The following is a 22,785-nucleotide window of genomic DNA, read 5'->3' on the forward strand; positions in this document are numbered from 1 at the left end:
GGCAACATGAGCTACAAGGCCATATGCGACAAAATCGACGGACATGGCGAAGGCATCTACAACTTCGGTCAGTCCAGCTTTCTTTTGCTCGTCGCCGACAACCGGGACGGCATCTGCCGGGGTGTCAGCACCGCATGGCTCATCGCCAAGAAAAAAGGCAACGACTACCTCAAGGACATCGTCAAGCCAACGATGAAAACCGGACTGCTGCACGAACAGAAGACGGCGCGCCAGGCCTCGGACTTCCAGTCAGAGTATGTGGACATCAGCGGCGATACGCCCGGATCCCCGTCAGCCGCGACCCTGGGGGCATTGAGAACCGGTGGGGTGGGATCGCTGGGCCAGACAAAAGCGGAAACCTACCAGAGCTTCGCCACTGCCGGTAAAGCCATCGGCGAGTTCGTGCTCACCTCGTCTTGTCGCTACTTCATTCTGTCGATCAAAGGCACGCTCGGCGGGCATTCCGTGGCCTTTTACCGACCTTGGGTACTGTTTGGCAAAAGCAGCAGCTGCGTATTTTTCGATCCCAATTTTGGCGAATTCAAGCTGGAGGGTGCCCAAGGCGTAGCCCTTTGCATGGATGCGGTCGCAACGGCTTACAAACAGGGTCTGTCGACGGGGTATCGGCTTTGGGGGTTCAGCTGAAAAGCACTTTATAAGGGGACAGACTAATTTTTGTTACCGCCTGTTGACGACGCGAACAGAAAGAATCCCAGCGGAGATTGCCATGGCAGAGATACATAAAGTCGGTCGTTACTCAGGAGGCAATGTCGCAATGACAGGAACAAACCCGCTATACGCCAACTGGCTGGCGGCCAATCACGCCACCAACGGTGGGACGATTCCTGACTTGGCCACCATCTGCCATGAATCCTCTTCAACTCGCCGAGCCTTGGCCGGCTCGGGCGCCTCCCATGGAACCTGTTTTGCCGTCGTCGAACACTTTGATGCCTCACGCGGCGTACTGATGTACAAATTCGGCGACAGTGCACTGAAACTGGACCTTCTCGGAAACTACACAACAACAACCAAAAAAGTCGTCACAACCCTTCGCGGGCACGCTGAAATCAGTGCGTTGGTTCAGGCGATCAACAGTGTTGCGCTCCCTGACGGTGATTACAGCAACTTCGTTACACGTATCTATATCGAACTCAGCCCCTGCCCGCTTTGTGGGCCGCAACTCGAGCCTTACATTAGAAACTCGGTGGTGATGTACAGCTACGTTTATGGAAACGAGAGAGAGATGGATGGGTGGGTCAGTGACAACCAGGCTGCAATCCATGGGAAAGGCGGTACGTTCAGGTGGTGAGCTTTTTCTCTACCAACAGCTGAGGTCAGCTCATGCCCCGGTCTACCGACAGCAACACCACCCTGTCCCTCACCGCCACCGCGCTGTCGGCGCTTTACCCTGATTCGCTGTCCGGCGACGAGGCGCTCAACGTTCTGGGCTCGCAAACCCTCAACGGGCTCAACGACGGCACTTCTCTGACCCTGACCAGCGCCATCGCCACCCACGTCACCACCACCCTGCACAACGATGCGCAGTTGCGCCCGTTCGACGCTCTGGTCGCCGAGATCCGCCAGCTCCCCGCCGATGCCACCGCCGAGCGCTATCAACTGGTTCTAAGGCCATGGCTCTGGTGGCTGACCCTGGCCAGCAACAACCGCGTATTCCAGAACCTCGCCACCTCCGACATTGTCACCACAATCTTCAATGCCCACGGTTTCACCGATTTCAAACTCTCGCTGACCGGAAGCTACGCACCCAGGGAATACTGCGTGCAGTATGGCGAGAGCGATTTCGCTTTCGTCTCACGGCTACTGGAAGAGGAAGGCATCTTCTGGTTCTTCACCCACGAGGACGGCAAGCACACGCTGGTGCTGGGTGACAGCAACGATGCTTTCGTACAGATCCCCAACGGGCCGAAGGTCAAATATCTGGGCCAGCAAATGGGCGAGCGCGAGCTGCACGGCATCCGTTCGGGCCAGGTGTGTCTGCAAGCGGTGGCCGGCGTGTACAAGGCGACGGATTACGAGTTCACCACGCCGACCACCTCGCTCTACGGTCAGGCCGAAGCCGTGGCCGGGCCGCGTTCGATCTATGAGCATCCCGGCGGTTACAACGCCAAGGCCCGGGGCGATGCGTTGACCAAGCAGCGGGTCGACGGGCTGCGCAGCGAGGAGAAACGTTTTGTCGGCGAAAGCGACTGCCGCTGGCTGATTCCGGGTCACTGGTTCACCCTCGACGGCCACGAAGACGCAAGCCTGAACATCGATTGGGTCATCACGCGGGTCATCCACGACGCCAGTCATGAAAACTATCGCAACCGCTTCGAGGCGATCCCCAAGGCCACGCCCTTTCGCCCGCAACGCCTCACACCCAAACCGCGCATGCATCCGCAAACCGCCATCGTCGTCGGCAAGTCCGGCGAGGAAATCTGGACCGATGAATACGGCCGGATCAAGTTGCAGTTCCCTTGGGATCGCGACGGCAAGAACGATGAAACCAGTTCCTGCTGGGTGCGCGTGGTGCTGCCCTGGAGCGGCAAGGGGTTCGGCATGCAGTTTGTGCCGCGCATCGGTCAGGAGGTGATCGTGACCTTTATCGACGGCGACCCGGACCGGCCGCTGGTCACCGGTTGTGTGTACAACGGCGACAACGCCCTGCCCTATGCCTTGCCGGCGAACCAGACCCAGTCGGGAATCAAGACCCAGTCGTCCAAGGGCGGCGGCGGTTTCAACGAGCTGCGTTTCGAGGACAAGAAGGACGCCGAAGAGGTGTTCCTGCAAGCGCAGAAAGACCTGAAGATCAACGTACTCAACGACACCACCGCCACCGTCGGCCACGACGAAACCCTCACGGTGCAGAACGCCCGCACCCGCACCGTCAAGGACGGCGACGAAACGGTCACGCTGGAGAAAGGCAAACGCAGCGTGACGATCCAGACCGGCAGCGACAGCCTTGATGTGAAGGACAGCCGCACGGTGAAGGTCGGCGCCGATCAGAACCACAGTACCGGCGGCAATTACACCGACAAGGTCACCGGCGACTACAGCCTGACGGTGGACGGCAACCTGACGATCAAGGTCAGCGGCACTCTTACGCTGCAAAGCGGCGGCAGTTTCACGATCAAGAGCGGCGCGGATCTGGCGACCTCCGCCAGCACCTCGATCACCCAGAAGGCCGGCACCGCCATGACCAATCAGGCCGGTACCTCGCTGGACAACAAGGCCGGGACGACGCTGACCAACGACGCCGGCATCAGCCTGACCAACAAGGGCGCCGCCTCACAGACCGTGGACGGCGGCGGCATGCTGACCATCAAGGGCGGGCTGGTGCAGGTCAACTGACAAGGAGAAGCCATGGCGATCACACCGCTGGATCTGCAGCAGGATGACAAACACCTCAAGGGGCGTCTGCAGGACGGTCAGCTCGATGGCCCGTTGAGTATCAAGGATGACGGGCGCCAGCAGGCGGACCTGAAATACAGTCAGGGCCAATTGCAGGGCACGTCCCTGCTCTATCACCCCAACGGCAAGGTGTCGGCGCAGATGCCGTTCGTGCGCGACAAACTGCAAGGCATCGCCAGTTTCTATGCGCCCGAAGGCTGGCTGCAGCGCAAGGCGACCTATCGGCGCGGGTTATTGCATGGCGAGGCGTTCAATTACTTTCCCGACGGGCAAGTGGCGGAGGCCGAGGTCTATCGCGATGGCGTGCGCGAGGGGCGTTATCAGCGCTTTCATCCCAACGGCAAACCGGCGGTGGACGCGCGATATTTGAATGGGCAATTGATGGAGCCGGAGCAAGGGTTCGCCGAGGACGGGCGGCCGCTGGATGCCGATGGCAAGCCGATTTCCCGGGTGCGCTGGTGGTTTCGCAAATGGACGGATCCGCAGCAGGCCTGAAAAGCCCCTCACCCTAGCCCTCTCCCAAAGGGAGAGGGAACCGATTGGGGGATATTGGCGAATTACACCGACGTGAAAGATTTGCGCTGAATCCATAATCGACTCGGTCGTTCAGGTCGATGTAGGGCGAATGACACCTCGGTCAGCTCCCTCTCCCTCCGGGAGAGGGCTGGGGTGAGGGCCATGGATTTAACGACAAGCAAAGAAGCTCAGGGAATCAACATCTGCATCTGCCCAGGCATCACGATTTTGATCACCCCCGCCCAGTTGCACATCAACGTACTGTTGGCATCGATCGCCGGCATCCCGCCCAGCAGCAGGGTCGGTGCGCCGCCGGGGATCCACGGCGTGGCGGTGGCGGGAATGCACGGCATCGGTGTCAGTACGCCCAGCGCCGCAGCCGTGGCAGCGGCGACCATCGGATTGGCCATGCTCATGCACATGCCGAACGGGGTGACATTGACCAGCGGAATGTGATCCATGATGTTCGCCGCCGGCATCCCGCCGGTCAGCGTGCGGTTGACCGGCAGCACGTTGAGCACCGCCGGCGCGGCGCCGAAACTGCATTGCAGGGTAGCGCTGGCACAGACTTGCGGGCAGCCCATTTCAAAGCTCCTGTGTGAACAAGGCATACGCGCTAAACCTTAGTCGCCTGCGGCCCGCCGCGCACATTCCCAAAGGTGATTATCGTCCAACACGCTAACCTATAAGACCGAGCCGCGCTTGTGACCACCCGAGCGCGCCATTAGATTAGCCAATGATGTCTGGCCTCCAAAATAAGCAGAAGGGATAAGCATGGCGCTTACTGACCAGTCCACCCGTATCCGCTCTGGCGAAGAACTCGATGCCAGTCTGATCGATCCGTACCTCAAGGCGCACATTCCGGGCCTGACCGGCACGCCGCAGATCAGCCAGTTTCCCGGCGGCGCGTCGAACCTGACCTACCTGCTGGAATACCCGGACCAGGAATTCGTCCTGCGCCGGCCGCCGTTCGGCCACAAGGCCAAGTCCGCCCACGACATGGGCCGCGAATTCCGCATCCTCAACCAGTTGCGCGACGGTTTCCCGTATTGCCCGAAAGCCTACGTGCACTGCACCGACGAATCGGTGATCGGCGCCGAGTTCTACGTGATGGAACGGGTCAAGGGCATCATCCTGCGCTCTGACCTGCCGCCGGAACTGGGCCTGGACTCGGCGAAAACCGAGGCGCTGTGCAAGAGCTTCATCGACCGTTTCGTCGAGCTGCACCGGGTCGATTACAACGCCTGCGGCCTCGGTGATCTGGGCAAGCCTGAAGGCTACGTCGCGCGCCAGATCAAAGGCTGGAGCGAACGCTACGAGAAAGCCCTGACCCCGGACGCTCCGCACTGGGAAAAGGTCAAGGCCTGGCTCAACGACAAGATGCCGGCCGACCACCCGACCTCCAGCATCGTCCACAACGACTACCGCTTCGACAACGTCATCCTCGACCCGAACAACCCGATGCAGATCATCGGCGTGCTCGACTGGGAATTGACCACCCTCGGCGATCCGCTGATGGACCTGGGCAACACCCTCGCCTACTGGATCCAGGCCGACGACCCGGCTCCGGTGCAACTGATGCGCCGCCAGCCAAGCCACGCCCCGGGCATGCTGACCCGCCGTGAATTCGTCGACTACTACGCCGAGCGCTCGGGCATCCAGATCGACAATTTCGACTTCTACTACACCTACGGCCTGTTCCGTCTGGCCGGCATCGTGCAGCAGATCTACTACCGCTTCTTCCATGGCCAGACCCAGGACAAACGCTTCGCGCAGTTCATTCACATGAACAAACTGCTGGAGCACATGAGCCTGCAGGTCATTGCCAAATCCAGCCTCTGATGACGGCGTTATAACAAGGCTCACTACAAGGGAATCCCATGTCCAAGACTCAGTTGTTCGACCTCGACGGCAAGATCGCTTTCGTCTCCGGCGCCAGCCGCGGCATCGGTGAAGCCATCGCCAAACTGCTGGCCCAGCAAGGCGCCCACGTCATCGTTTCGAGCCGCAAACTCGAAGGCTGCCAACACGTGGCTGACGCCATCATCGCCGCCGGCGGCAAGGCCACAGCGGTCGCCTGCCACATCGGCGAAATGGAACAGATCAGCCAGGTCTTCGCCGGGATCAAGGAACAGTTCGGGCGCCTGGACATCCTGGTCAACAACGCCGCGACCAACCCGCAGTTCTGCAACGTGCTGGACACCGACCTCGGCGCCTTCCAGAAAACCGTCGACGTGAACATCCGTGGCTACTTCTTCATGTCGGTGGAAGCCGGCAAGCTGATGCGCGAAAACGGCGGCGGCAGCATCATCAACGTGGCGTCGATCAACGGCATCTCGCCGGGGATCTTCCAGGGCATCTACTCGGTGACCAAGGCCGCCGTGATCAACATGACCAAAGTCTTCGCCAAGGAATGCGCGCAATTCGGCATCCGCTGCAACGCCCTGCTGCCGGGCCTGACCGACACCAAATTCGCCTCGGCGCTAGTGAAGAACGATGCGATCCTGAAACAGGCCCTGACGCAGATCCCGCTCAAGCGCGTAGCCGACCCAAGCGAAATGGCCGGCGCCGTGCTGTACCTGGCGAGCGATGCCTCGAGCTACACCACCGGCGTATCGTTGAACGTGGACGGCGGTTTCCTGTCCTGATCCGCCGCTGATGCAAAAGAAAAGGCAGCCCAAGGGCTGCCTTTTTCATGCCTCCAGAACCTTCGGCAACTGCCAGCCGAAATGCACCGACAACAACCGCAACAACAGACACGCCGCCCCCGCCAGCAACGCAGCCGCCACCGGCGGCACACCCAGCCTGCGCCCGACGATCAATACCGCCGCGCCGACAAACGCCGAGCTGGCATACAGATCCGCCTGCAACACCACCGGCACCCGCGCCAGCACCATGTCCCGCAGCACCCCGCCACCGACACCGGTAATCGTGCCCATCAGCATGGACACAAACGGCGAGATCCCGAAATTCAACGCCTTCTGCGCCCCGGCCACGGCAAACAGCGCCAACCCCGCCGCATCCAGCACGATCAGGGTCGAACCGGACCAGCCCAGCACCTGCTCATGAAAAACAAACGCCACCCCGCCCATGGCAAACGCCAGCGCCGGGTAACGCCAGTCCGCTACAGCCTTGGGCGGCGTAGCACCGATCAACAGATCGCGGGTCACCCCGCCGCCGAGTGCGACGATGAAGGCAATCACCATCACCCCGAGCAGATCGAGCTGACTGCGCATCGCCGCAATCGCGCCTTCAACCGCAAACACCGCCGTACCGACCAGGTCGGCCACCAGCACAATCCACTCGACCCGCGCCTGCAACGGCGCCCGGGTTATTGAGTGACGCAACGGGTCTTGGTGATGTGTCGAGTCACTTGCCCGTCGGCATAGGCATCACCGGCGACCTCGGTATTTTCCATGACCTGACAAGTCCGCTCAGGTGGCGGAGGCGGCGCGGCCGGCGGAGGGGGTGGAGGACTGGCACAACCACTGAGCAGCACCAGACCGAACGCCGACAACAACGAAAAACACACGCGTTTCCCAGGATTGTTCATAGGATGACCCGCGATGAATGGAAGAAAACTCCCGTCGCCGAGCAGGACAACGCCCGGTTATGGAAACCGAACCACTCATTCCTTATAGACCAGTGGGGGGTGAGTGCCAGTGAAATGGTGGGATTGGGGGGAATTGGCTGTCGATTTTGGGGTGGGTTTGCTGAGTGGATCGTGGAGGCCGAAAGATTTTGGACAACCTTTATAACCAGCCCTCACCCTAACCCTCTCCCGGAGGGAGAGGGGACTGACCGTGTTGTTTGGGAAAGGTACACCGACGTGACATACCGAGGTGAACCCGGGTCTTAAAAAGCAAACATCCCGCACCTGCCTTTGCCTTTGCTTCCACCACTCAACACGATGAGCGTTAGCTCGAGTACCGCTTTTGATCGCAGGGCCCGTCGGCAGGCTGAGTGGAGGGATTGATCCGGGGGTGGGAGCGCAGCGACCGTTTGGCGAAGCCAAACACATCGAGAGGAGGTGCAGCGAAGCAAACCGTAGGCGATGCCCCCGGATCAATCCCGGAGCGAAGGAACCCGAGCCACAGCGAGGGCCGTACGTCAGGGTAAAGACTTTTTGGTTACTTTTGGCTGGGCCGGCATTCCGGGCGTTTGTCAAAAGTGACCCGCTGTAAGAGCGGAACCGCCAGCCGCAACACCCGAAGAAACGGATACACACCCAAACCCAAAAACAGCATGGTCGGCCCAAAGGCCGCCAAGCTCAACTGGGCGAGCGCAAAGAATTGCTCTCAAGCTCATACCGCAATTCATCAATCAAGGCATCCACCGCCTCATCGGTACGCAAGGCCCCCAGACTCAACCCGCTAATCACCAGATCAACCTCCCCGGAAGCCGGGTGATACAGCTTCACCGTCAGCGAATGATCCCCATCCACCACACACTCACAAGCCAACGGCGAAAAACTACACTCAAGCCGAGCCCGCAACCGCGCCAGATAAATCATCGCGCCAGCTCCGACAATCGACGCATCACGCCAGGTTCAATAACAAACAACACATTCATGGTCAGATCCATTAACAACGACGGAAGGGACACGATCACGAACAAAACCCGCATCGCACCTCAACAGACTAAGAACAGCCCGCCCCGTCAGACACCCGAATTTGCACCCCATGAACTAGTGCATTTGCACCTTATCGCTGTCCCCTGCTACTGCTCGAGAACAACCCGCGCTCGCGAGCCCAGACAATCGCCTCGCTGCGACTGTGCACATCCAGCTTCGAATACACCGTCGCCACATGGTTGCGCACCGTGTTCGGCGCCAGCTTCAACCGCGCAGCAATCTCCTTGTCCGCCAGCCCCTCACAGATCAGCCCCAGCACATCGCGTTCGCGGGCCGTGAGATCAGTGAACGAAACGCTAGGCAGTTGCGGCGAGTTGATCTTCTTCACATTGGCCAGTTTTTCGATCAGCGTGCGGCTGAACCACGACGCATCCTTCATCACCTCTTCAATGGCCGCCACCAGCTCAAGCTCGGTGCGCTTGCGTTCGGTGATGTCCATCAGCACCAGCAGATAGCACACCGTGTCCTGAATGCTGACGGTATCGGCGGACACCGCGCACTCCAGCAGCTCGGCGTCTTTCCTGCGGATCCGCATATCGACGCGATCGACCCGGCCGGTCTTCTCCAGCGCCGCCAGCAACCGGGCGCGTTCCGCCGGTTCATCGATGAAGTCCAGTTGCGCGACAGTCTTGCCAAGAACCTCGTCGCTTTCGTAAGCCAGGGTATCGAGAAAGGCCTGATTGACGTCGATCAGCCGCTGCTCGTCGGCGCTGCAAATCAGGATCGGCACCGGCGTCAGGCGAAAGGCCTTGGCAAACCGTTCCTCACTCTGACGCAAGGCGACTTCGGCCTTATGACGCAGCTCCATGTCGACAAACGAAAACAGCATGCAATCCTCGTCGTTGAGCACCAGCGGCTGTCCCGCGACGATCACCTGCTTGCTACCGCCGTCCGGCAGGCGCAATTCAGCCTGCATCTGCGGAATGGTCGCGACATCGCGCAGGCGCTGGATCGCCAGGTCCTTGCGCTCGGCCTGTTCGAGAATATCCAGCTCATAGGTCGAGGCGCCGATCACCTGATCGCGGGTGTAACCAGTCATCTCCAGAAACCCCGGATTGACCTTGATGTAACGCAGGTCGCTGAGGCGGCAGATCACCGCCGGTGCGGGGTTGGCGTTGAAGGTTTTTTCGAAGCGCTGTTCGGCATTGGCCCAATCGGTGACGTCGCTCATGATCAGCACCAGCGACTCGATATCGCCATCGCGATCGGTCAACACCATGCTGCGCACGCTGTGCATCCAGGTGCGTTCTTCATCGCTGCGCGGAGAAACTTCCACCAGCACATCGCTGAACGTTTCACCGGTCGCCACGCGGCTGATCGGGTACTGCTCCGGTGTCAGCGTGTGGTTGTTGCGATACCGCAGGTTGAAGCGCTCGACGTATTCCCCGGCGTTGTTGCCCAGCTCGCCGATCCGGCTGACGCCATGCATCGCCAGCGCGGCTTCGTTGGCCCAGAGAATCGTCTGGTCGAGTTCCAGCAGAATCACCCCGTCGGACAGGCCGGCAATGATTTGCTGCAACTGACGGCGGTTGGTTTCGGTGGTCAGGACGTCCCGGCTCATTGGTTCTCCACAAGTTCGCGCATGTGAAGTTTACGACCGCAGGCCGTTGTGATCGTGCCGACAATCTCGGACACGCCGCAATCTCTGTGATCCGTAAGGGTGCGCGGGCATTCGCGCGCCGACGGTTTCTCGACTAACGTTATTACCTCATCGGATTGAGCCCCTGCCAGCCACACCGGGCTCTTGATCAAGGAGAGACTGATGACATCCCGCCGCCTCATCGAACAGACCTATCGCACCTGGTCCAGCCCCATCCTGCTGGAGCTGAAAAAACGCGAGCACGAGATGGCGCCGGCCGAACGTCAGGCGCTCGAGAATGTGCTGGTGGAAAGACGATTGCTGGACGTTGGCAACCCGAACGGCAGTAACCGTCGCAAGGGTTCGGCGATCAAGGAATAACACCTCCCCGGCCGGTACAAAAAACTGTGGGAGCGGCTCGCTCCCGCAGGTGCCCGGCTACAGGATATTGGCCGAAGCCTGCAACCCTGCCAGCTTGTCAGGGTTACGCATGATGAAGATCCGGTTCACCTGCCCCCGCTTTATAACCCTCCCGCGCTGACTATAAAGAAAGCTTCAGCAGTTCCTTGCGCAGCATTGAAGGCTCTAGAACGGCTACTTCAGCGTGCCAGTCGAGTGACAACAAATGGCTCAGCTTCTTTTGGGAGACCAGGGTTTTGGCCAGCAGACAGCTTTTTCGGTCGCGGATGCTGATGAGGTTCAACAGCCAGTCATCGCCCTGCCCGGCCATCCATTCGTTGATCGTCGAACGATGCCTTTCGAGCAAAGCGTTGGCATCCCACACCGTCATTTGAGCGAAGACCTGCGGCAGGAGGCTGTCGGGTTTCATCCGTTTCAAGTCCGCTGCCAATGCGGCGCAGATGTCTGACTCGATAGCGGTCTGGCATTCGAGGAAATATTGCTCGGGCCAATCCGCCCCGAGCCTTGTTCGACGAGCCAGTACGTCATACGCGCGAACGTCCGCAGCAGTAGTCATCTGCCCGGTAAAGTTCAACGTGTTGTCCAGAATGGACGTGGCCAACAACAATGCACTGTGTTCGCTGATCAGCGGCAACTGACCTGCCGCCTCCCAGCGTTCAAAGACCTGGGTTGCCGCTGCACCAATCGCTCGGATATCAGCTGAAGGCCCGAGCCTTTGCGCCCAGTACTGTTCAAAGCCTGGGTGATGGTCGATGACTTCCACCACCTGATCGAGTACCACAATCGGGTCGAAATGGTGGTAGTCGCAAACATCCACCAACACAAACTCGTCACCCGGTTGCGGCAGGTAGTCGTCGAGCGATGAGGCTCCTTTCAGCACACTGTCGGTGATGCTCGCGTTGAGCGGCGCGCTGCTGACCGCCCTGGCCTGAATGCCCTGGCGGTTCAACAGTTCAGCGTACGCAATGCAACACGCGTACGCATCGATGTCGAGATAGGCAGCTCCCGACGTCACGACCCGCATCAGACCGGCTCCAGCGCCGGGTGGGCGGGAGCATTCGACGGCAGATCCAGCGCCCGAGCAATGCCTGCAAGAATTCGCTCATAGGCCACTCCGCAGCCCTCCTCTTCGATCGAAATACGCACGGTGCTCCCGGCGACCCGCTCCGAAAAACCCAGTTGCATGACGGTATTGGACACGTTGTTTTTCTTGTCGGAACACGCCGAACCACCCGTGATGTAGATCGCTTGAGTGTTCAGCGCCCACTGCAGTTTCTTGGTATTGATCCCCGGCAGCGCGATAAAACTGACACATGGCGCACGTGGTGCCCTCTGGCCGAACACCACCACTTCACCAAGCATGGTTTGCAACCGGGTTTCGAAATGTTCCCGCGCCGACTGCACCGAGCGCTGGTTAGCAGCGTACTTGATGTGTTTTTCCTGCAACGCCGTTTCAATCGAAAGAATGCCCGGATAATTTTGCGTACCGCCGCGCAGCCCGCCTTCCTGCCCCCCGCCGGCAATCAACGGCGACAAGCCAAAACGGTCTCTGGCATAGAGAAAACCCGCACCCGGTAACGCGCCGAACTTATGACCCGAGGCAATGGCGAAGTCCACGCCGCATGCCTGTAAATCCACCGGGATTTTACCAATGGCTTGCGTCATGTCCGAAAACAGTAATCCCCCATGGGCTTTTACCTGCCGGGCGATCGCTTCGATCGGTTGGATCACACCGGTTTCGTTATGCACGGCCATGACGCAAACCAGGATCGGTCGCCCGGCATGGGCTTGCAGCGACTGCTGTAATTGATCGGTGTCGAGCAGGCCGTCCTGGTGGTGGCCGATCGCAACGGCGCACAAACCATCCAGGCAGTAGCGTTTGATGTTTTGCAGTGTGCAGGCGTGCTCGATCGCCGAGTAGAGCACCACGGGATGCTCGTGTTTGTGACGCTCGAAAAAATCATGAAAAACCTGCGCACAACCCTCGCTGGAGCCACTGTTGAAAATCAGGCATTGCGTATCGACGTTCAACAGTCGGGCAATGTTGCCCCGCGCCCGCTCAACCCTCTCGAGCAATTGAATTCCGAGGGCATGATTGGCGTTCGGATTGGCGCATTGGCGGGCCGAAAACAACGTTTGAAGCATGCTGCTGACACCCTTCGATATGGGGGCCGAACCGCATACGTCGGCATAAATTGCATCCACAGTGATATCCATTTCAAACACTTCCAGTTTTCTGTTTTATGTCGTTCAGGATGCTGCCCGCAAAAGACGGACAATCGTTCTGTTTCTAGATAATCAAACGCGCCATCAGTTGGATCGAGCACAACAGAACAAAAGCGTTGAGTGCTCGTTTGAGGTGTTTGGCATCCAGCCGATGGGACAAGGCAGCCCCCAGGAAGCCACCCAGTAAAATCCCGATCACCAGTTCACCGGTGTAACCGAGAAAGTCTCCCGCCGTACCCATCCGTCCAAATAGCGCACCACTGGCTCCGATGATGCCGATCAGCGCAGAGGTCGATATGGCCTGCTTGATTGGCAAGCCGAACAGGCTGATCAGAACCGGTAGGTAGATGAACCCGCCGCCCTGCCCGACCAGACCGCACAACACCCCGAGCACCAGGCCTGTCAGCGGCAATGACAGCGCCGGGTGGTTGCACAACAGGGCGACTGGCTTGCGGAACAGATACGTCACCAATAGCGATAACAATCCCAGCAATCCAAACACGAAGAGAATGAAGTTCTCGCTGAACGCATCGGCGTGCACCGATGCGAAAAAATTGGCAATCGCCATCGGTACCGCGAAGTTTCTGATCACTCGCCAATCCGGCTGGAACCGCACACGGTGCAGCGCGAACGAAACAAGCGAGGAGAAAAAACCCTGCGCGGAGGACAGACCGGTCACCACTTCGATCGGCAGTTTCTGACCGGACAGCATCGGATAGATCAGCACCAACAGAGGCGTCACAATGATGCCTCCACCAATACCGAACAGCCCCGACATGAACCCGGCCATCACCCCCACACCGGTCATGACCGGGTAGAACGTCATGGCGGCCATGTCAGCGAACCTTGATCTTGCCCGCGCCTTGCGTCACGCGCCCGATCACCATCAAGTCGGGGCACAGCGCCTGCCAGGCCTCACGGTTATCCGCCAGGCACGCTTGGCTCACGGTGAACAGCAACCCTCCGTTGGTTTGCGGATCGTGTAGCAGAAACTTCTTGGCCAGGGAAAGATCGCTGAGGTATTCGACGTGTTGGGTGTATTTTTTGATATTGGCAAAAACGCCGCTGTCAGCGGAGGTCACCGCCACTGCAAGGGCTTGTGCGTCGTCATAGAACGCCAGCGCGTCGGTGTCGAGCACGACATCCAGCTGCCCCAGCCCCACCATTTCGCTGATGTGGCCGATGAGACCGAACCCGGTGATGTCGGTCAGGCTACTCACCTCGGCACTTGCACTCAGGGTGCGACCGAATTCGTTGTCGCCGGTAATCCGCTCCAATGTCTGTGCAGAAAGGTCCGACTGTTCGAGAATCCCCGCTTTCAGCGCACTTGCAAGAATTCCGACACCTATCGGCCGGGTCATGACCAAGACATCACCCGCCCTGGCGGTGTTGTTCTTCTTCAGACGGTGTTTTTCCACTTCGCCAATAATCGAGAAGCCGTAAAGCGGCTGGCTGTTCTTGATTGTGTGCCCACCCACGATGCTGACATTGAACCTGTTCATCACCGACTGCGCGCCGAGGATCATCTGAGTCACCTGCTCGACCGGTACTTGCTCCGGATCGAACGCCATGATCGAGTTGGCAATCAACGGATAGCCGCCCGAAGCAAAAATATCGCTCACCGCGTTGCTGGCAGCCAACTGGCCGAACACATAGGGATCATTGACGATCGGGGAGAAGTAATCGGTGGTGAACAACAGGTAGTTGTCGCCGTTGTCATAGACCGCGCAATCGTCGGAGGACTCGAATCCCAATACAACTCTGTCATCCGAGACGGTATTGGCGGAGGCTGTTTCCGACAGGATTTTGGTTAATACACTAGATGGGATCTTGCATCCGCATCCGCCACTCTCAGACTTATCCATGATCTGGCAAAACGTCGACATCACTATTCCTTAGAATCCATTTTCCACTTTCAAAACAGAGCCTTGGCCCCGTCACCACCTGTTACATCATGTTTCAGGCAGGGGCAAAATCGCACACTCTCATTACGAAAATGTGACAGTTAAAATGGATTCCGATGTCTGAGCGGTGACTGCTGGGGCGCATTCTGATTTCAGCCATGCGCCCCATTTTTATGACCGACTCACGCGGCCCGCTGTCCTCCCGCCACCGCCGCCGAAGCTGCCAGCATCGCGCGAAGCAACACCGCACACCCGGCCGCCAGATCGTCCGGCGCGGCGTTTTCGATTTCGTTGTGGCTGATGCCGCCTTCGCACGGCACGAAGATCATCCCGGCCGGGCCCAGTTCGGCGAGGAAAATCGCGTCGTGGCCGGCGCCGCTGACGATGTCCATGTGCGACAGGCCCAGCCCCTTCGCGGCGCCGCGCACGGCTTCGACGCAGCCTTTTTCGAAGTACAGCGGGGGGAAGTCGGCGGTCGGGGTCAACTCGTAGGTCAGGCCGTGTTCTTCGCAGGTCGCTTCGATGACTTGCTTGACCTCGGCGATCATCGAGTCGAGGCGCGCCGGTTCCAGGTGCCGGAAGTCGAGGGTCATGCGCACTTCGCCAGGAATGACGTTGCGCGAACCGGGATAGGCTTGCAGGCAACCGACCGTGCCGCAGGCGTGGGGTTGATGACCGAGCGCTGCACGATTGACTGCACCGACAATCACCGAGGCGCCGACCAGGGCGTCCTTGCGCAGGTGCATCGGGGTCGGCCCGGCGTGGGCTTCGACGCCGCGCAGTTTCAGGTCGAACCACTTCTGCCCCAGTGCGCCGAGCACCACGCCGATGGTTTTCTGTTCGTCCTCAAGGATCGGGCCTTGTTCGATGTGCGCTTCGAAATAGGCGCCGACCTTGTGCCCGCTGACCTTGCGCGGCCCGGCGTAGCCGATGGCGTTCAGTGCTTCGCCGACCGTCACACCATCGGCATCGACCTTGGCCAGGGTTTCTTCAAGGGTGAATTTTTCGGCGAACACGCCGGAGCCCATCATGCATGGGGCGAAGCGCGAGCCTTCTTCGTTGGTCCAGACCACCACTTCCAGCGGCGCCTCGGTTTCCACGCCGAGGTCGTTGAGGGTGCGCAGCACTTCAACGCCGGCGAGCACGCCGAAGCAGCCGTCGAACTTGCCGCCGGTGGGCTGGGTGTCGATGTGGCTGCCGGTCATCACCGGTGGCAGGTTCGGGTTGCGACCGGGGCGGCGGGCGAAGATGTTGCCGACTTCATCGACCGTGACGCTGCAACCGGCGTCCTTGCACCACTGCACGAACAGGTCGCGGGCCTGGCGGTCGAGGTCGGTCAGGGCCAGGCGACAGACCCCGCCCTTGACGGTGGCGCCGAGCTTGGCCAGCTCCATGAGCGACGCCCACAAGCGGTCGCGGTTGATGTGCTGATGGGTCGATTGCAGAACGTCTACGGCTGCGTTCATGGGGATCTCCTCAGGCTGCTGTTCTTATGGATGTCGCTGTGGTGTCTGGTAGACCGCCATCGCTGGCAAGCCAGCTCCCACAGGATTTTGAGTGAACACACAATTTGTGTACGACTCGATCCCTGTGGGAGCTGGCTTGCCAGCGATGAGGCCTGTCGCTACGCCGCTGTTTTCACGGCAGAGGGCTGCGCACGCATCGCGCACAACCCGTAATAGATCAACCCGCCCAGCGCCGAACCGGTGAACCAGCCGTAGCTGTAGAACCAGCTGAACGCGCTGCTGCCCAGCGACAACAGGGTCAGCACCACCGGCACGCCGAACGCGATGAATCCGGCCCGGTTCCACGCCGGGTAGACGTCGTCGCGGTACAGGCCGGCCAGGTCCAGTTGCTGTTTCTTGATCAAGAAATAGTCCACCACCATGATCCCGGCGATCGGCCCGAGCAGGCTGGAATAGCCCAGCAGCCAGTTCGAATACACGGTTTCCAGACTGAGGTCGGAGACGATCCAGCCGAGTTTTTTCAGCAGCTCATGACCCATCAAGGCCAAGCCGACAAATCCAGTGAGGATCACTGCCTTGGTACGGTTGATGACCTTGGGCGCGATGTTCTGGAAGTCGTTGGTCGGCGAAACGATGTTGGCGGCGGTGTTGGTCGACAGCGTGGCGATGATGATCAGCGCCATGGCCACCGCGACCCATACCGGGCTCTGGATGTGGCCGATCAAAGTGACCGGATCGGAAACGCTGACACCCACCAGTTTCACCGACGCGGCGGTCATCACCACGCCCAGCGCGGCAAACAGGAACATGGTCAGCGGCAGGCCGAAAATCTGCCCGAGGATCTGATCCTTCTGGCTGCGGGCATAACGGCTGAAATCGGGAATGTTCAGCGATAGAGTGGCCCAGAAACCGACCATCGCCGTCAGCCCGGCGGCGAAGTAACTGACCACGCTCGCGCCTTCGGGACGCTTCGGCGGAATCGCCAGCAATTCAGTCATCGACACATTCGGCATGGCCCACACCAACAGCCCGATGCCGACCGCCACCAGCAGCGGCGCCGACAGGGTTTCCAGCCATTTGATCGACTCGGCGCCGCGGATCACCACCCACAGGTTCAGCGCCCAGAAGATCATGAAACCGATCACCTCGCCCGTCCCGCCAAGGGATTTCCAGCCCTCGAACACCGAGCCGAGAAACAGGTGAATCGCCAGCCCGCCGAACATGGTCTGGATGCCGAACCAGCCGCACGCCACCAGCGCGCGGATCAGGCACGGCACGTTGGAGCCGAGAATCCCGAACGACGAGCGCAGCAGCACTGGAAACGGAATCCCGTACTTGGTGCCGGGAAACGCGTTGAGCGTAAGAGGAATCAGGACGATGACGTTGGCAAACAGAATCGCCAGCAGCGCCTCACCGACGGTCAAACCGAAATACGCGGTGAGCACGCCGCCCAGGGTGTAAGTCGGCACGCAGATCGACATGCCTACCCACAGCGCGGTGATGTGCCACTTGTTCCAGGTTCGTTCGCGCACCTTGGTCGGTGCCATGTCGTGGTTGTAACGGGGACTGTCGAGGACGTCGCTGCCGGCTTCGAGTTCGAACAAGCCGTCGCGCTCGGTCACTTGCGATCTGTTCTGTTGCATGGCCGCTCCACTGTTCTTCTGATTATTTTTTTGCTCATCAGGCGGCTGCACACGCAGGTGCGAGCCGGACGATGGCCGGAGGAACTGACAACTTTCATGCACCGGCCACGGTGTCAGCGGCGGCATCAATAAACGTGCCGGGTGCTCCGCTTTCGCATCGGGCCGTGCGTTCGGCTTCTTGTAACTGACTGATGTCTATCAGTTTTAATTATTCACCTTTCAAGCCCGCGGATACTTGACTGAACACTCAGGCTAACTGCCAGGCAAGTTGTCCGAACTGTCAGGACTCAATCTGGTGCACTGCACTTTTTTTCATCGTGGGCGATCAGCCTCAGCTCAACTTCAAGCGGCTGATTTCACATAGGAAATCTTGCTCATATTTCCAACCTGTCAAGTGCGTCAAAATGGTGAATCGCCTCACCATTTTGGTGATTTTGTATTTTTATCTTTATTTTTCAATGATTTAAAACAGTCATAAGCTTATAAAAAATAATCTTGATCAATTGCATAACTGCGACTAGCGTCTATTCCTGACAGCACTGACAAGATTACGCATTCGGCGCTGCAAACAAATAAAACACTAGAACCGGCACAAGTCGGTCATGCCTGCGAGGAACTCGGAATGTCTCTGTTGATCCGTGGCGCCACCGTTGTTACCCATGATGAAAGTTACCGCGCCGATGTCTATTGCGCTGACGGCGTGATCAAAGCCATTGGTGAAAACCTCGATATTCCCGCCGGTGCCGAAGTGCTCGACGGCAGCGGCCAGTACCTGATGCCCGGCGGCATCGATCCGCACACCCACATGCAACTGCCCTTCATGGGCACCGTGGCCAGCGAAGACTTCTACAGTGGTACCGCCGCAGGTCTGGCCGGCGGCACCACCTCGATCATCGATTTCGTGATTCCCAATCCGCAGCAGTCGCTGCTTGAAGCCTTTCACCAGTGGCGTGGCTGGGCGGAAAAATCCGCTTCCGACTACGGCTTCCACGTCGCGATCACCTGGTGGAGCGAGCAGGTGCGTGAGGAAATGGCCGAGCTGGTCAGTCATCACGGGATCAACAGCTTCAAGCATTTCATGGCCTACAAGAACGCCATCATGGCTGCCGACGACACGCTGGTGGCGAGTTTCGAACGCTGCCTGGAACTTGGCGCGGTGCCGACCGTGCACGCAGAAAACGGCGAGCTGGTCTATCACCTGCAACGCAAGTTGATGGCCCAGGGCATCACCGGTCCGGAAGCGCATCCGCTGTCGCGGCCCTCGCAGGTCGAAGGCGAAGCTGCGAGCCGGGCGATCCGTATCGCTGAAACCATCGGCACGCCGCTGTACCTGGTACACGTATCGACCAAGGAAGCCCTCGACGAAATCACCTACGCCCGCAGCAAGGGTCAACCGGTCTACGGCGAAGTGCTGGCCGGGCATCTGCTGCTGGACGACAGCGTCTACCAGCACCCGGACTGGCAGACCGCCGCCGGTTACGTGATGAGCCCGCCGTTCCGTCCGCGCGGGCATCAGGAGGCGCTGTGGCATGGCTTGCAGAGCGGCAATCTGCACACCACCGCCACCGACCACTGCTGCTTCTGCGCCGAGCAGAAAGCGGCCGGGCGAGACGATTTCAGCAAGATCCCCAACGGCACCGCCGGCATCGAAGACCGCATGGCGGTGTTGTGGGATGAAGGGGTGAACACCGGACGGTTGTCGATGCAGGACTTCGTCGCCCTCACCTCCACCCACACCGCAAAAATCTTCAATCTCTACCCGCGCAAGGGTGCGATCCGCGTCGGCGCCGATGCCGACCTGGTGCTGTGGGACCCGCAAGGCACCCGCACCATCTCCGCCAAGACCCACCATCAGCAGGTGGACTTCAACATCTTCGAAGGTAAGACCGTGATCGGCGTACCGAGCCATACCGTCAGCCAGGGCCGAGTGGTCTGGGCCGACGGCGACCTGCGCGCCGAGCGTGGGGCGGGCCGGTATATCGAACGGCCGGCGTATCCGGCGGTGTTTGATTTGCTGAGCAAGCGGGCTGAGCAACATAAGCCTACTGCTGTGAAACGCTGAAAGCGGCCTTCGGCCTCATCGCGGGCAAGCCCGCTCCCACAGGTTTTTTATGAGCGCCATAGATCCCTGTGGGAGCTGGCTTGCCAGCGATGAGGCCCGTTCAGACACCACAAAAAACCACTGCCCGACAGAGGCAGAAAACCTCAAATAACCGTGAGGCAAAAAACCGTGATCGAGACCCTGAACCATCTCCCGCACCCGCACGAAAGTGCGGCCGCCCTCGCCGGCCATTTCACCGATCTGGCGCCGCCGCTCAACGACCGTCAGGCGCACCTGGAAGCCTCGCGCTGCCTGTATTGCTACGACGCACCGTGCGTGAATGCGTGCCCGAGCGAGATCGACATTCCGTCCTTCATCCGCAATATCCATCAGGACAACGTCCCCGGTGCGGCGCAGAAAATCCTCTCGGCGAACATCCTCGGCGGCAGTTGCGCCCGGGTCTGTCCGACCGAGATCCTCTGCCAGCAAGCCTGCGTGCGCAACAACGCCAATGAATGCGCACCGGTGCTGATCGGCCTGCTGCAACGCTACGCCGTGGACAACGCGAACTTCACTGAACATCCATTCCGGCGTGCCGCCGCCACCGGCAAACGCATCGCCGTGGTCGGTGCCGGCCCGGCGGGTCTGTCCTGTGCCCATCGCAGCGCCATGCGCGGTCATGACGTGGTGATTTTCGAAGCGAGGGAGAAGGCTGGCGGGCTCAACGAATACGGGATCGCCAAATACAAACTGGTCGACGACTACGCGCAGAAGGAACTGGATTTCCTCCTGCAAATCGGCGGCATCGAAATCCGTCACGGACAGAAACTCGGTGAGAACCTGACCCTCAGCGAATTGCATCAACAGTTCGACGCGGTGTTCCTCGGTCTCGGCCTCAATGCGAGCAAACAACTGGGTCTGGCTCACGAAGACGCCCCCGGCCTGCTCGCCGCCACCGACTACATCCGCGAACTGCGCCAGGCCGATGACCTGTCGCAACTGCCGCTGGCCGAACACTGCATCGTCCTCGGCGCTGGCAATACCGCCATCGACATGGCCGTGCAAATGGCCCGCCTCGGCGCCCGCGACGTCAACCTGGTCTATCGCCGTGGCGCGGCGGACATGGGCGCCACCAGCCATGAACAGGACATCGCCAAGGCCAATCAGGTGCGGTTGCTGACCTGGGCGCAACCGGACGAAGTGCTGCTCGACGCTCAGGGCAAGGTGCGCGGCATGCGCTTCGCCCGCACCCATCTGGTGGAGGGTCGTCTGCAAACCACTGGCGAGACCTTCGAACTGGCCGCCGATGCGATCTTCAAGGCCATCGGCCAGGCCTTCGACGGCAGCGCCCTCGCCGACCCGCTGGCCCGCGAACTCAAGCGTCAGGGCGAACGCATCCAGGTCGATGAAAACCTGCGCACCAGCATCCCCGGCGTGTATGCCGGCGGCGACTGCACCAGCCTCGATCAGGACCTGACCGTGCAAGCGGTGCAACACGGCAAGCGCGCCGCCGAGGCGATCAACGCTCAACTGATGCTCAACGTGGAGGCTGCGTAAATGGCCGATCTCTCGATTGTCTTCGCCGGTATCAAAGCCCCCAACCCGTTCTGGCTGGCCTCCGCGCCGCCGACCGACAAGGCCTACAACGTGGTGCGCGCCTTCGAGGCCGGATGGGGCGGTGTGGTCTGGAAAACCTTGGGTGAGGATCCGGCGGCGGTCAACGTGTCGTCGCGTTATTCGGCGCATTACGGCGCCAACCGCGAAGTGCTGGGCATCAACAACATCGAACTGATCACCGACCGCTCGCTGGAAATCAACCTGCGAGAAATCACTCAGGTGAAGAAGGATTGGCCGGACCGCGCGCTGATCGTGTCGTTGATGGTGCCGTGCGTGGAGGAGTCGTGGAAACACATCCTGCCGCTGGTGGAAGCCACCGGTGCCGACGGCATCGAGCTGAATTTCGGCTGCCCCCACGGCATGCCGGAGCGCGGCATGGGCGCGGCGGTCGGTCAGGTTCCGGAGTACGTCGAGCAGGTCACGCGCTGGTGCAAGACCTACTGCTCGCTGCCGGTGATTGTCAAACTCACCCCGAACATCACCGACATCCGCGTCGCCGCCCGCGCCGCACATCGGGGCGGCGCCGATGCGGTGTCGCTGATCAACACCATCAACTCGATCACCAGTGTCGATCTGGAACACATGGTCGCCCTGCCCACCGTTGGCAGCAAAAGCACCCACGGCGGTTATTGCGGCTCGGCGGTCAAGCCGATTGCACTGAACATGGTCGCGGAAATCGCCCGTGATCCGCAGACCCAGGGCCTGCCGATCTGCGGCATTGGCGGCATCGGCAGTTGGCGCGATGCGGCGGAGTTCATCGCTTTGGGCAGCGGCGCGGTGCAGGTGTGCACGGCGGCGATGCTGCATGGTTTCCGGATTGTCGATGAGATGAAGGATGGTTTGTCCCGCTGGATGGACAGTCAGGGTTACGCCAGCATCGCCGAGTTCTCCGGGCGTGCGGTGGGCAACACCACGGACTGGAAGTACCTGGACATCAACTATCAGGTGATCGCGAAGATCGATCAGCAAGCGTGTATCGGATGCGGGCGTTGCCACATTGCTTGCGAGGACACCTCACACCAGGCGATCAGCAGCCTGAAACAGGCCGATGGCACGCACAAATATGAAGTGATCGATGATGAGTGCGTGGGGTGCAATCTGTGCCAGATCACTTGCCCGGTGGCGGATTGCATCGAGATGGTGCCGATGGAGACAGGGAAGCCGTTCCTGGACTGGAATCATGATCCGAGGAATCCCTACCATGTCAGCCCTTGAGGACAGCGGCGTCTGAGCCGACGCTTTCGCGAGCAGGCTCGCTCCCACCTTTGGAATGCATTTCCCTGTGGGAGCGAGCCTGCTCGCGAAGAGGCCAGCCCGGCCACCACAAGA

At 60.0% G+C, this 22,785-nt stretch carries 20 protein-coding genes; 10 read left to right on the forward strand and 10 right to left on the reverse strand.

The window, feature by feature from the left end:
- Nucleotides 1–6 precede the first annotated feature (6 nt).
- The 4 genes from ACSPX5_RS12065 to ACSPX5_RS12080 all read left to right on the forward strand — a co-directional run bounded on the left by ACSPX5_RS12065 (nt 7) and on the right by ACSPX5_RS12080 (nt 3,906).
- Nucleotides 7–645 carry a YopT-type cysteine protease domain-containing protein gene (locus ACSPX5_RS12065; protein WP_439821775.1) on the forward strand — a complete coding sequence of 213 codons (639 nt, stop codon included), beginning with the start codon at nt 7–9 and terminating at the stop codon, nt 643–645.
- An 82-nt stretch (nt 646–727) separates the two neighbouring features.
- Nucleotides 728–1,309, forward strand: coding sequence for a hypothetical protein (locus tag ACSPX5_RS12070; protein WP_169430833.1), 582 nt, complete (start codon nt 728–730; stop codon nt 1,307–1,309).
- 32 nt (nt 1,310–1,341) lie between these two features.
- Nucleotides 1,342–3,351, forward strand: coding sequence for a type VI secretion system tip protein TssI/VgrG (tssI, locus tag ACSPX5_RS12075; protein WP_439821776.1), 2,010 nt, complete (start codon nt 1,342–1,344; stop codon nt 3,349–3,351).
- A 12-nt stretch (nt 3,352–3,363) separates the two neighbouring features.
- Nucleotides 3,364–3,906: a toxin-antitoxin system YwqK family antitoxin gene (locus tag ACSPX5_RS12080; RefSeq protein WP_439821777.1), complete on the forward strand. Its 543-nt coding sequence runs from the start codon at nt 3,364–3,366 to the stop codon at nt 3,904–3,906.
- Nucleotides 3,907–4,115: 209 nt separating this feature from the next.
- Here the strand turns inward: ACSPX5_RS12080 and ACSPX5_RS12085 are convergent, their stop codons facing one another.
- Entirely contained in the window at nt 4,116–4,511 is a 396-nt protein-coding gene (locus ACSPX5_RS12085) for a DUF4280 domain-containing protein (protein WP_169430836.1), read from the reverse strand.
- A gap of 190 nt (nt 4,512–4,701) precedes the next feature.
- Between ACSPX5_RS12085 and ACSPX5_RS12090 the strand changes: the two genes are divergently transcribed.
- Nucleotides 4,702–5,769 carry a phosphotransferase family protein gene (locus tag ACSPX5_RS12090; RefSeq protein WP_102622091.1) on the forward strand — a complete coding sequence of 356 codons (1,068 nt, stop codon included), beginning with the start codon at nt 4,702–4,704 and terminating at the stop codon, nt 5,767–5,769.
- A 38-nt stretch (nt 5,770–5,807) separates the two neighbouring features.
- Nucleotides 5,808–6,575 carry an SDR family oxidoreductase gene (locus ACSPX5_RS12095; RefSeq protein ID WP_085687598.1) on the forward strand — a complete coding sequence of 256 codons (768 nt, stop codon included), beginning with the start codon at nt 5,808–5,810 and terminating at the stop codon, nt 6,573–6,575.
- Nucleotides 6,576–6,620: 45 nt separating this feature from the next.
- Here ACSPX5_RS12095 and ACSPX5_RS12100 read toward each other — a convergent pair whose 3' ends face one another.
- From ACSPX5_RS12100 to ACSPX5_RS12110, 3 genes are all read right to left on the reverse strand, one after another.
- Nucleotides 6,621–7,274: a trimeric intracellular cation channel family protein gene (locus ACSPX5_RS12100; protein WP_439821778.1), complete on the reverse strand. Its 654-nt coding sequence runs from the start codon at nt 7,272–7,274 to the stop codon at nt 6,621–6,623.
- 923 nt (nt 7,275–8,197) lie between these two features.
- Entirely contained in the window at nt 8,198–8,440 is a 243-nt protein-coding gene (locus ACSPX5_RS12105) for a DUF1652 domain-containing protein (protein WP_169430837.1), read from the reverse strand.
- Nucleotides 8,441–8,630: 190 nt separating this feature from the next.
- The gene (locus tag ACSPX5_RS12110) at nt 8,631–10,121 is read right to left on the reverse strand and encodes a helix-turn-helix transcriptional regulator (RefSeq protein WP_207863870.1); all 1,491 of its coding nucleotides are present in this window, start codon (nt 10,119–10,121) and stop codon (nt 8,631–8,633) included.
- 201 nt (nt 10,122–10,322) lie between these two features.
- Between ACSPX5_RS12110 and ACSPX5_RS12115 the strand changes: the two genes are divergently transcribed.
- Nucleotides 10,323–10,520 (forward strand): hypothetical protein, encoded by a 198-nt coding sequence (locus ACSPX5_RS12115; protein ID WP_169430839.1) that lies wholly within the window; start codon nt 10,323–10,325, stop codon nt 10,518–10,520.
- Between the two features lie 160 nt (nt 10,521–10,680).
- On the opposite strand, the gene ACSPX5_RS12120 is transcribed toward ACSPX5_RS12115, so the two are convergent.
- The 6 genes from ACSPX5_RS12120 to ACSPX5_RS12145 form a co-directional block, all read right to left on the reverse strand.
- Nucleotides 10,681–11,583: a DHH family phosphoesterase gene (locus ACSPX5_RS12120; RefSeq protein ID WP_439821779.1), complete on the reverse strand. Its 903-nt coding sequence runs from the start codon at nt 11,581–11,583 to the stop codon at nt 10,681–10,683.
- Complete coding sequence (locus ACSPX5_RS12125; protein ID WP_439821780.1) at nt 11,583–12,776, reverse strand: cysteine desulfurase family protein; 1,194 nt, start codon at nt 12,774–12,776, stop codon at nt 11,583–11,585. Before ACSPX5_RS12125 ends, ACSPX5_RS12120 begins: the two co-directional genes overlap by 1 nt.
- Nucleotides 12,777–12,849: 73 nt before the next feature.
- Nucleotides 12,850–13,620 carry a sulfite exporter TauE/SafE family protein gene (locus ACSPX5_RS12130; protein ID WP_197867620.1) on the reverse strand — a complete coding sequence of 257 codons (771 nt, stop codon included), beginning with the start codon at nt 13,618–13,620 and terminating at the stop codon, nt 12,850–12,852.
- Nucleotide 13,621: 1 nt separating this feature from the next.
- Nucleotides 13,622–14,671: a selenide, water dikinase SelD gene (gene selD / locus ACSPX5_RS12135; RefSeq protein WP_439821781.1), complete on the reverse strand. Its 1,050-nt coding sequence runs from the start codon at nt 14,669–14,671 to the stop codon at nt 13,622–13,624.
- Nucleotides 14,672–14,871: 200 nt separating this feature from the next.
- A complete protein-coding gene (locus tag ACSPX5_RS12140) occupies nt 14,872–16,155 on the reverse strand; it encodes a Zn-dependent hydrolase (protein WP_007952875.1) in 1,284 nt (427 codons plus the stop codon).
- Between the two features lie 158 nt (nt 16,156–16,313).
- The gene (locus tag ACSPX5_RS12145) at nt 16,314–17,798 is read right to left on the reverse strand and encodes an NCS1 family nucleobase:cation symporter-1 (protein WP_439821782.1); all 1,485 of its coding nucleotides are present in this window, start codon (nt 17,796–17,798) and stop codon (nt 16,314–16,316) included.
- A 622-nt stretch (nt 17,799–18,420) separates the two neighbouring features.
- Here ACSPX5_RS12145 and hydA point away from each other — a divergent pair.
- From hydA to preA, 3 genes are all read left to right on the forward strand, one after another.
- Nucleotides 18,421–19,860, forward strand: coding sequence for a dihydropyrimidinase (hydA, locus tag ACSPX5_RS12150; protein WP_439821783.1), 1,440 nt, complete (start codon nt 18,421–18,423; stop codon nt 19,858–19,860).
- A 168-nt stretch (nt 19,861–20,028) separates the two neighbouring features.
- Nucleotides 20,029–21,396, forward strand: a complete 1,368-nt coding sequence (locus tag ACSPX5_RS12155) for an NAD(P)-dependent oxidoreductase (RefSeq protein WP_439821784.1) — start codon at nt 20,029–20,031, stop codon at nt 21,394–21,396.
- Nucleotides 21,397–22,671: an NAD-dependent dihydropyrimidine dehydrogenase subunit PreA gene (preA, locus tag ACSPX5_RS12160; protein WP_169430843.1), complete on the forward strand. Its 1,275-nt coding sequence runs from the start codon at nt 21,397–21,399 to the stop codon at nt 22,669–22,671. It abuts the gene before it with no gap.
- Nucleotides 22,672–22,785 lie beyond the last annotated feature (114 nt).

This window comes from Pseudomonas sp. HLG18 (genome assembly GCF_051903985.1).
In the GTDB taxonomy this organism is placed as follows: Bacteria; Pseudomonadota; Gammaproteobacteria; order Pseudomonadales; family Pseudomonadaceae; genus Aquipseudomonas; species Aquipseudomonas fluorescens_BT.

What these genes read in the sequence shown, in the direction of transcription:
- hydA (WP_439821783.1), top strand. Translation starts at nt 18,421, where the DNA reads ATGTCTCTGTTGATCCGTGGCGCCACCGTTGTTACCCATGATGAAAGT.
- ACSPX5_RS12105 (WP_169430837.1), bottom strand. Translation starts at nt 8,440, where the DNA reads ATGATTTATCTGGCGCGGTTGCGGGCTCGGCTTGAGTGTAGTTTTTCG.
- tssI (WP_439821776.1), top strand. Translation starts at nt 1,342, where the DNA reads ATGCCCCGGTCTACCGACAGCAACACCACCCTGTCCCTCACCGCCACC.
- ACSPX5_RS12145 (WP_439821782.1), bottom strand. Translation starts at nt 17,798, where the DNA reads ATGCAACAGAACAGATCGCAAGTGACCGAGCGCGACGGCTTGTTCGAA.
- ACSPX5_RS12120 (WP_439821779.1), bottom strand. Translation starts at nt 11,583, where the DNA reads ATGCGGGTCGTGACGTCGGGAGCTGCCTATCTCGACATCGATGCGTAC.
- ACSPX5_RS12115 (WP_169430839.1), top strand. Translation starts at nt 10,323, where the DNA reads ATGACATCCCGCCGCCTCATCGAACAGACCTATCGCACCTGGTCCAGC.
- ACSPX5_RS12085 (WP_169430836.1), bottom strand. Translation starts at nt 4,511, where the DNA reads ATGGGCTGCCCGCAAGTCTGTGCCAGCGCTACCCTGCAATGCAGTTTC.
- ACSPX5_RS12070 (WP_169430833.1), top strand. Translation starts at nt 728, where the DNA reads ATGGCAGAGATACATAAAGTCGGTCGTTACTCAGGAGGCAATGTCGCA.
- ACSPX5_RS12140 (WP_007952875.1), bottom strand. Translation starts at nt 16,155, where the DNA reads ATGAACGCAGCCGTAGACGTTCTGCAATCGACCCATCAGCACATCAAC.
- selD (WP_439821781.1), bottom strand. Translation starts at nt 14,671, where the DNA reads ATGTCGACGTTTTGCCAGATCATGGATAAGTCTGAGAGTGGCGGATGC.
- ACSPX5_RS12095 (WP_085687598.1), top strand. Translation starts at nt 5,808, where the DNA reads ATGTCCAAGACTCAGTTGTTCGACCTCGACGGCAAGATCGCTTTCGTC.
- ACSPX5_RS12125 (WP_439821780.1), bottom strand. Translation starts at nt 12,776, where the DNA reads ATGGATATCACTGTGGATGCAATTTATGCCGACGTATGCGGTTCGGCC.
- ACSPX5_RS12065 (WP_439821775.1), top strand. Translation starts at nt 7, where the DNA reads ATGAGCTACAAGGCCATATGCGACAAAATCGACGGACATGGCGAAGGC.
- ACSPX5_RS12090 (WP_102622091.1), top strand. Translation starts at nt 4,702, where the DNA reads ATGGCGCTTACTGACCAGTCCACCCGTATCCGCTCTGGCGAAGAACTC.
- ACSPX5_RS12130 (WP_197867620.1), bottom strand. Translation starts at nt 13,620, where the DNA reads ATGGCCGCCATGACGTTCTACCCGGTCATGACCGGTGTGGGGGTGATG.
- ACSPX5_RS12080 (WP_439821777.1), top strand. Translation starts at nt 3,364, where the DNA reads ATGGCGATCACACCGCTGGATCTGCAGCAGGATGACAAACACCTCAAG.
- ACSPX5_RS12110 (WP_207863870.1), bottom strand. Translation starts at nt 10,121, where the DNA reads ATGAGCCGGGACGTCCTGACCACCGAAACCAACCGCCGTCAGTTGCAG.
- preA (WP_169430843.1), top strand. Translation starts at nt 21,397, where the DNA reads ATGGCCGATCTCTCGATTGTCTTCGCCGGTATCAAAGCCCCCAACCCG.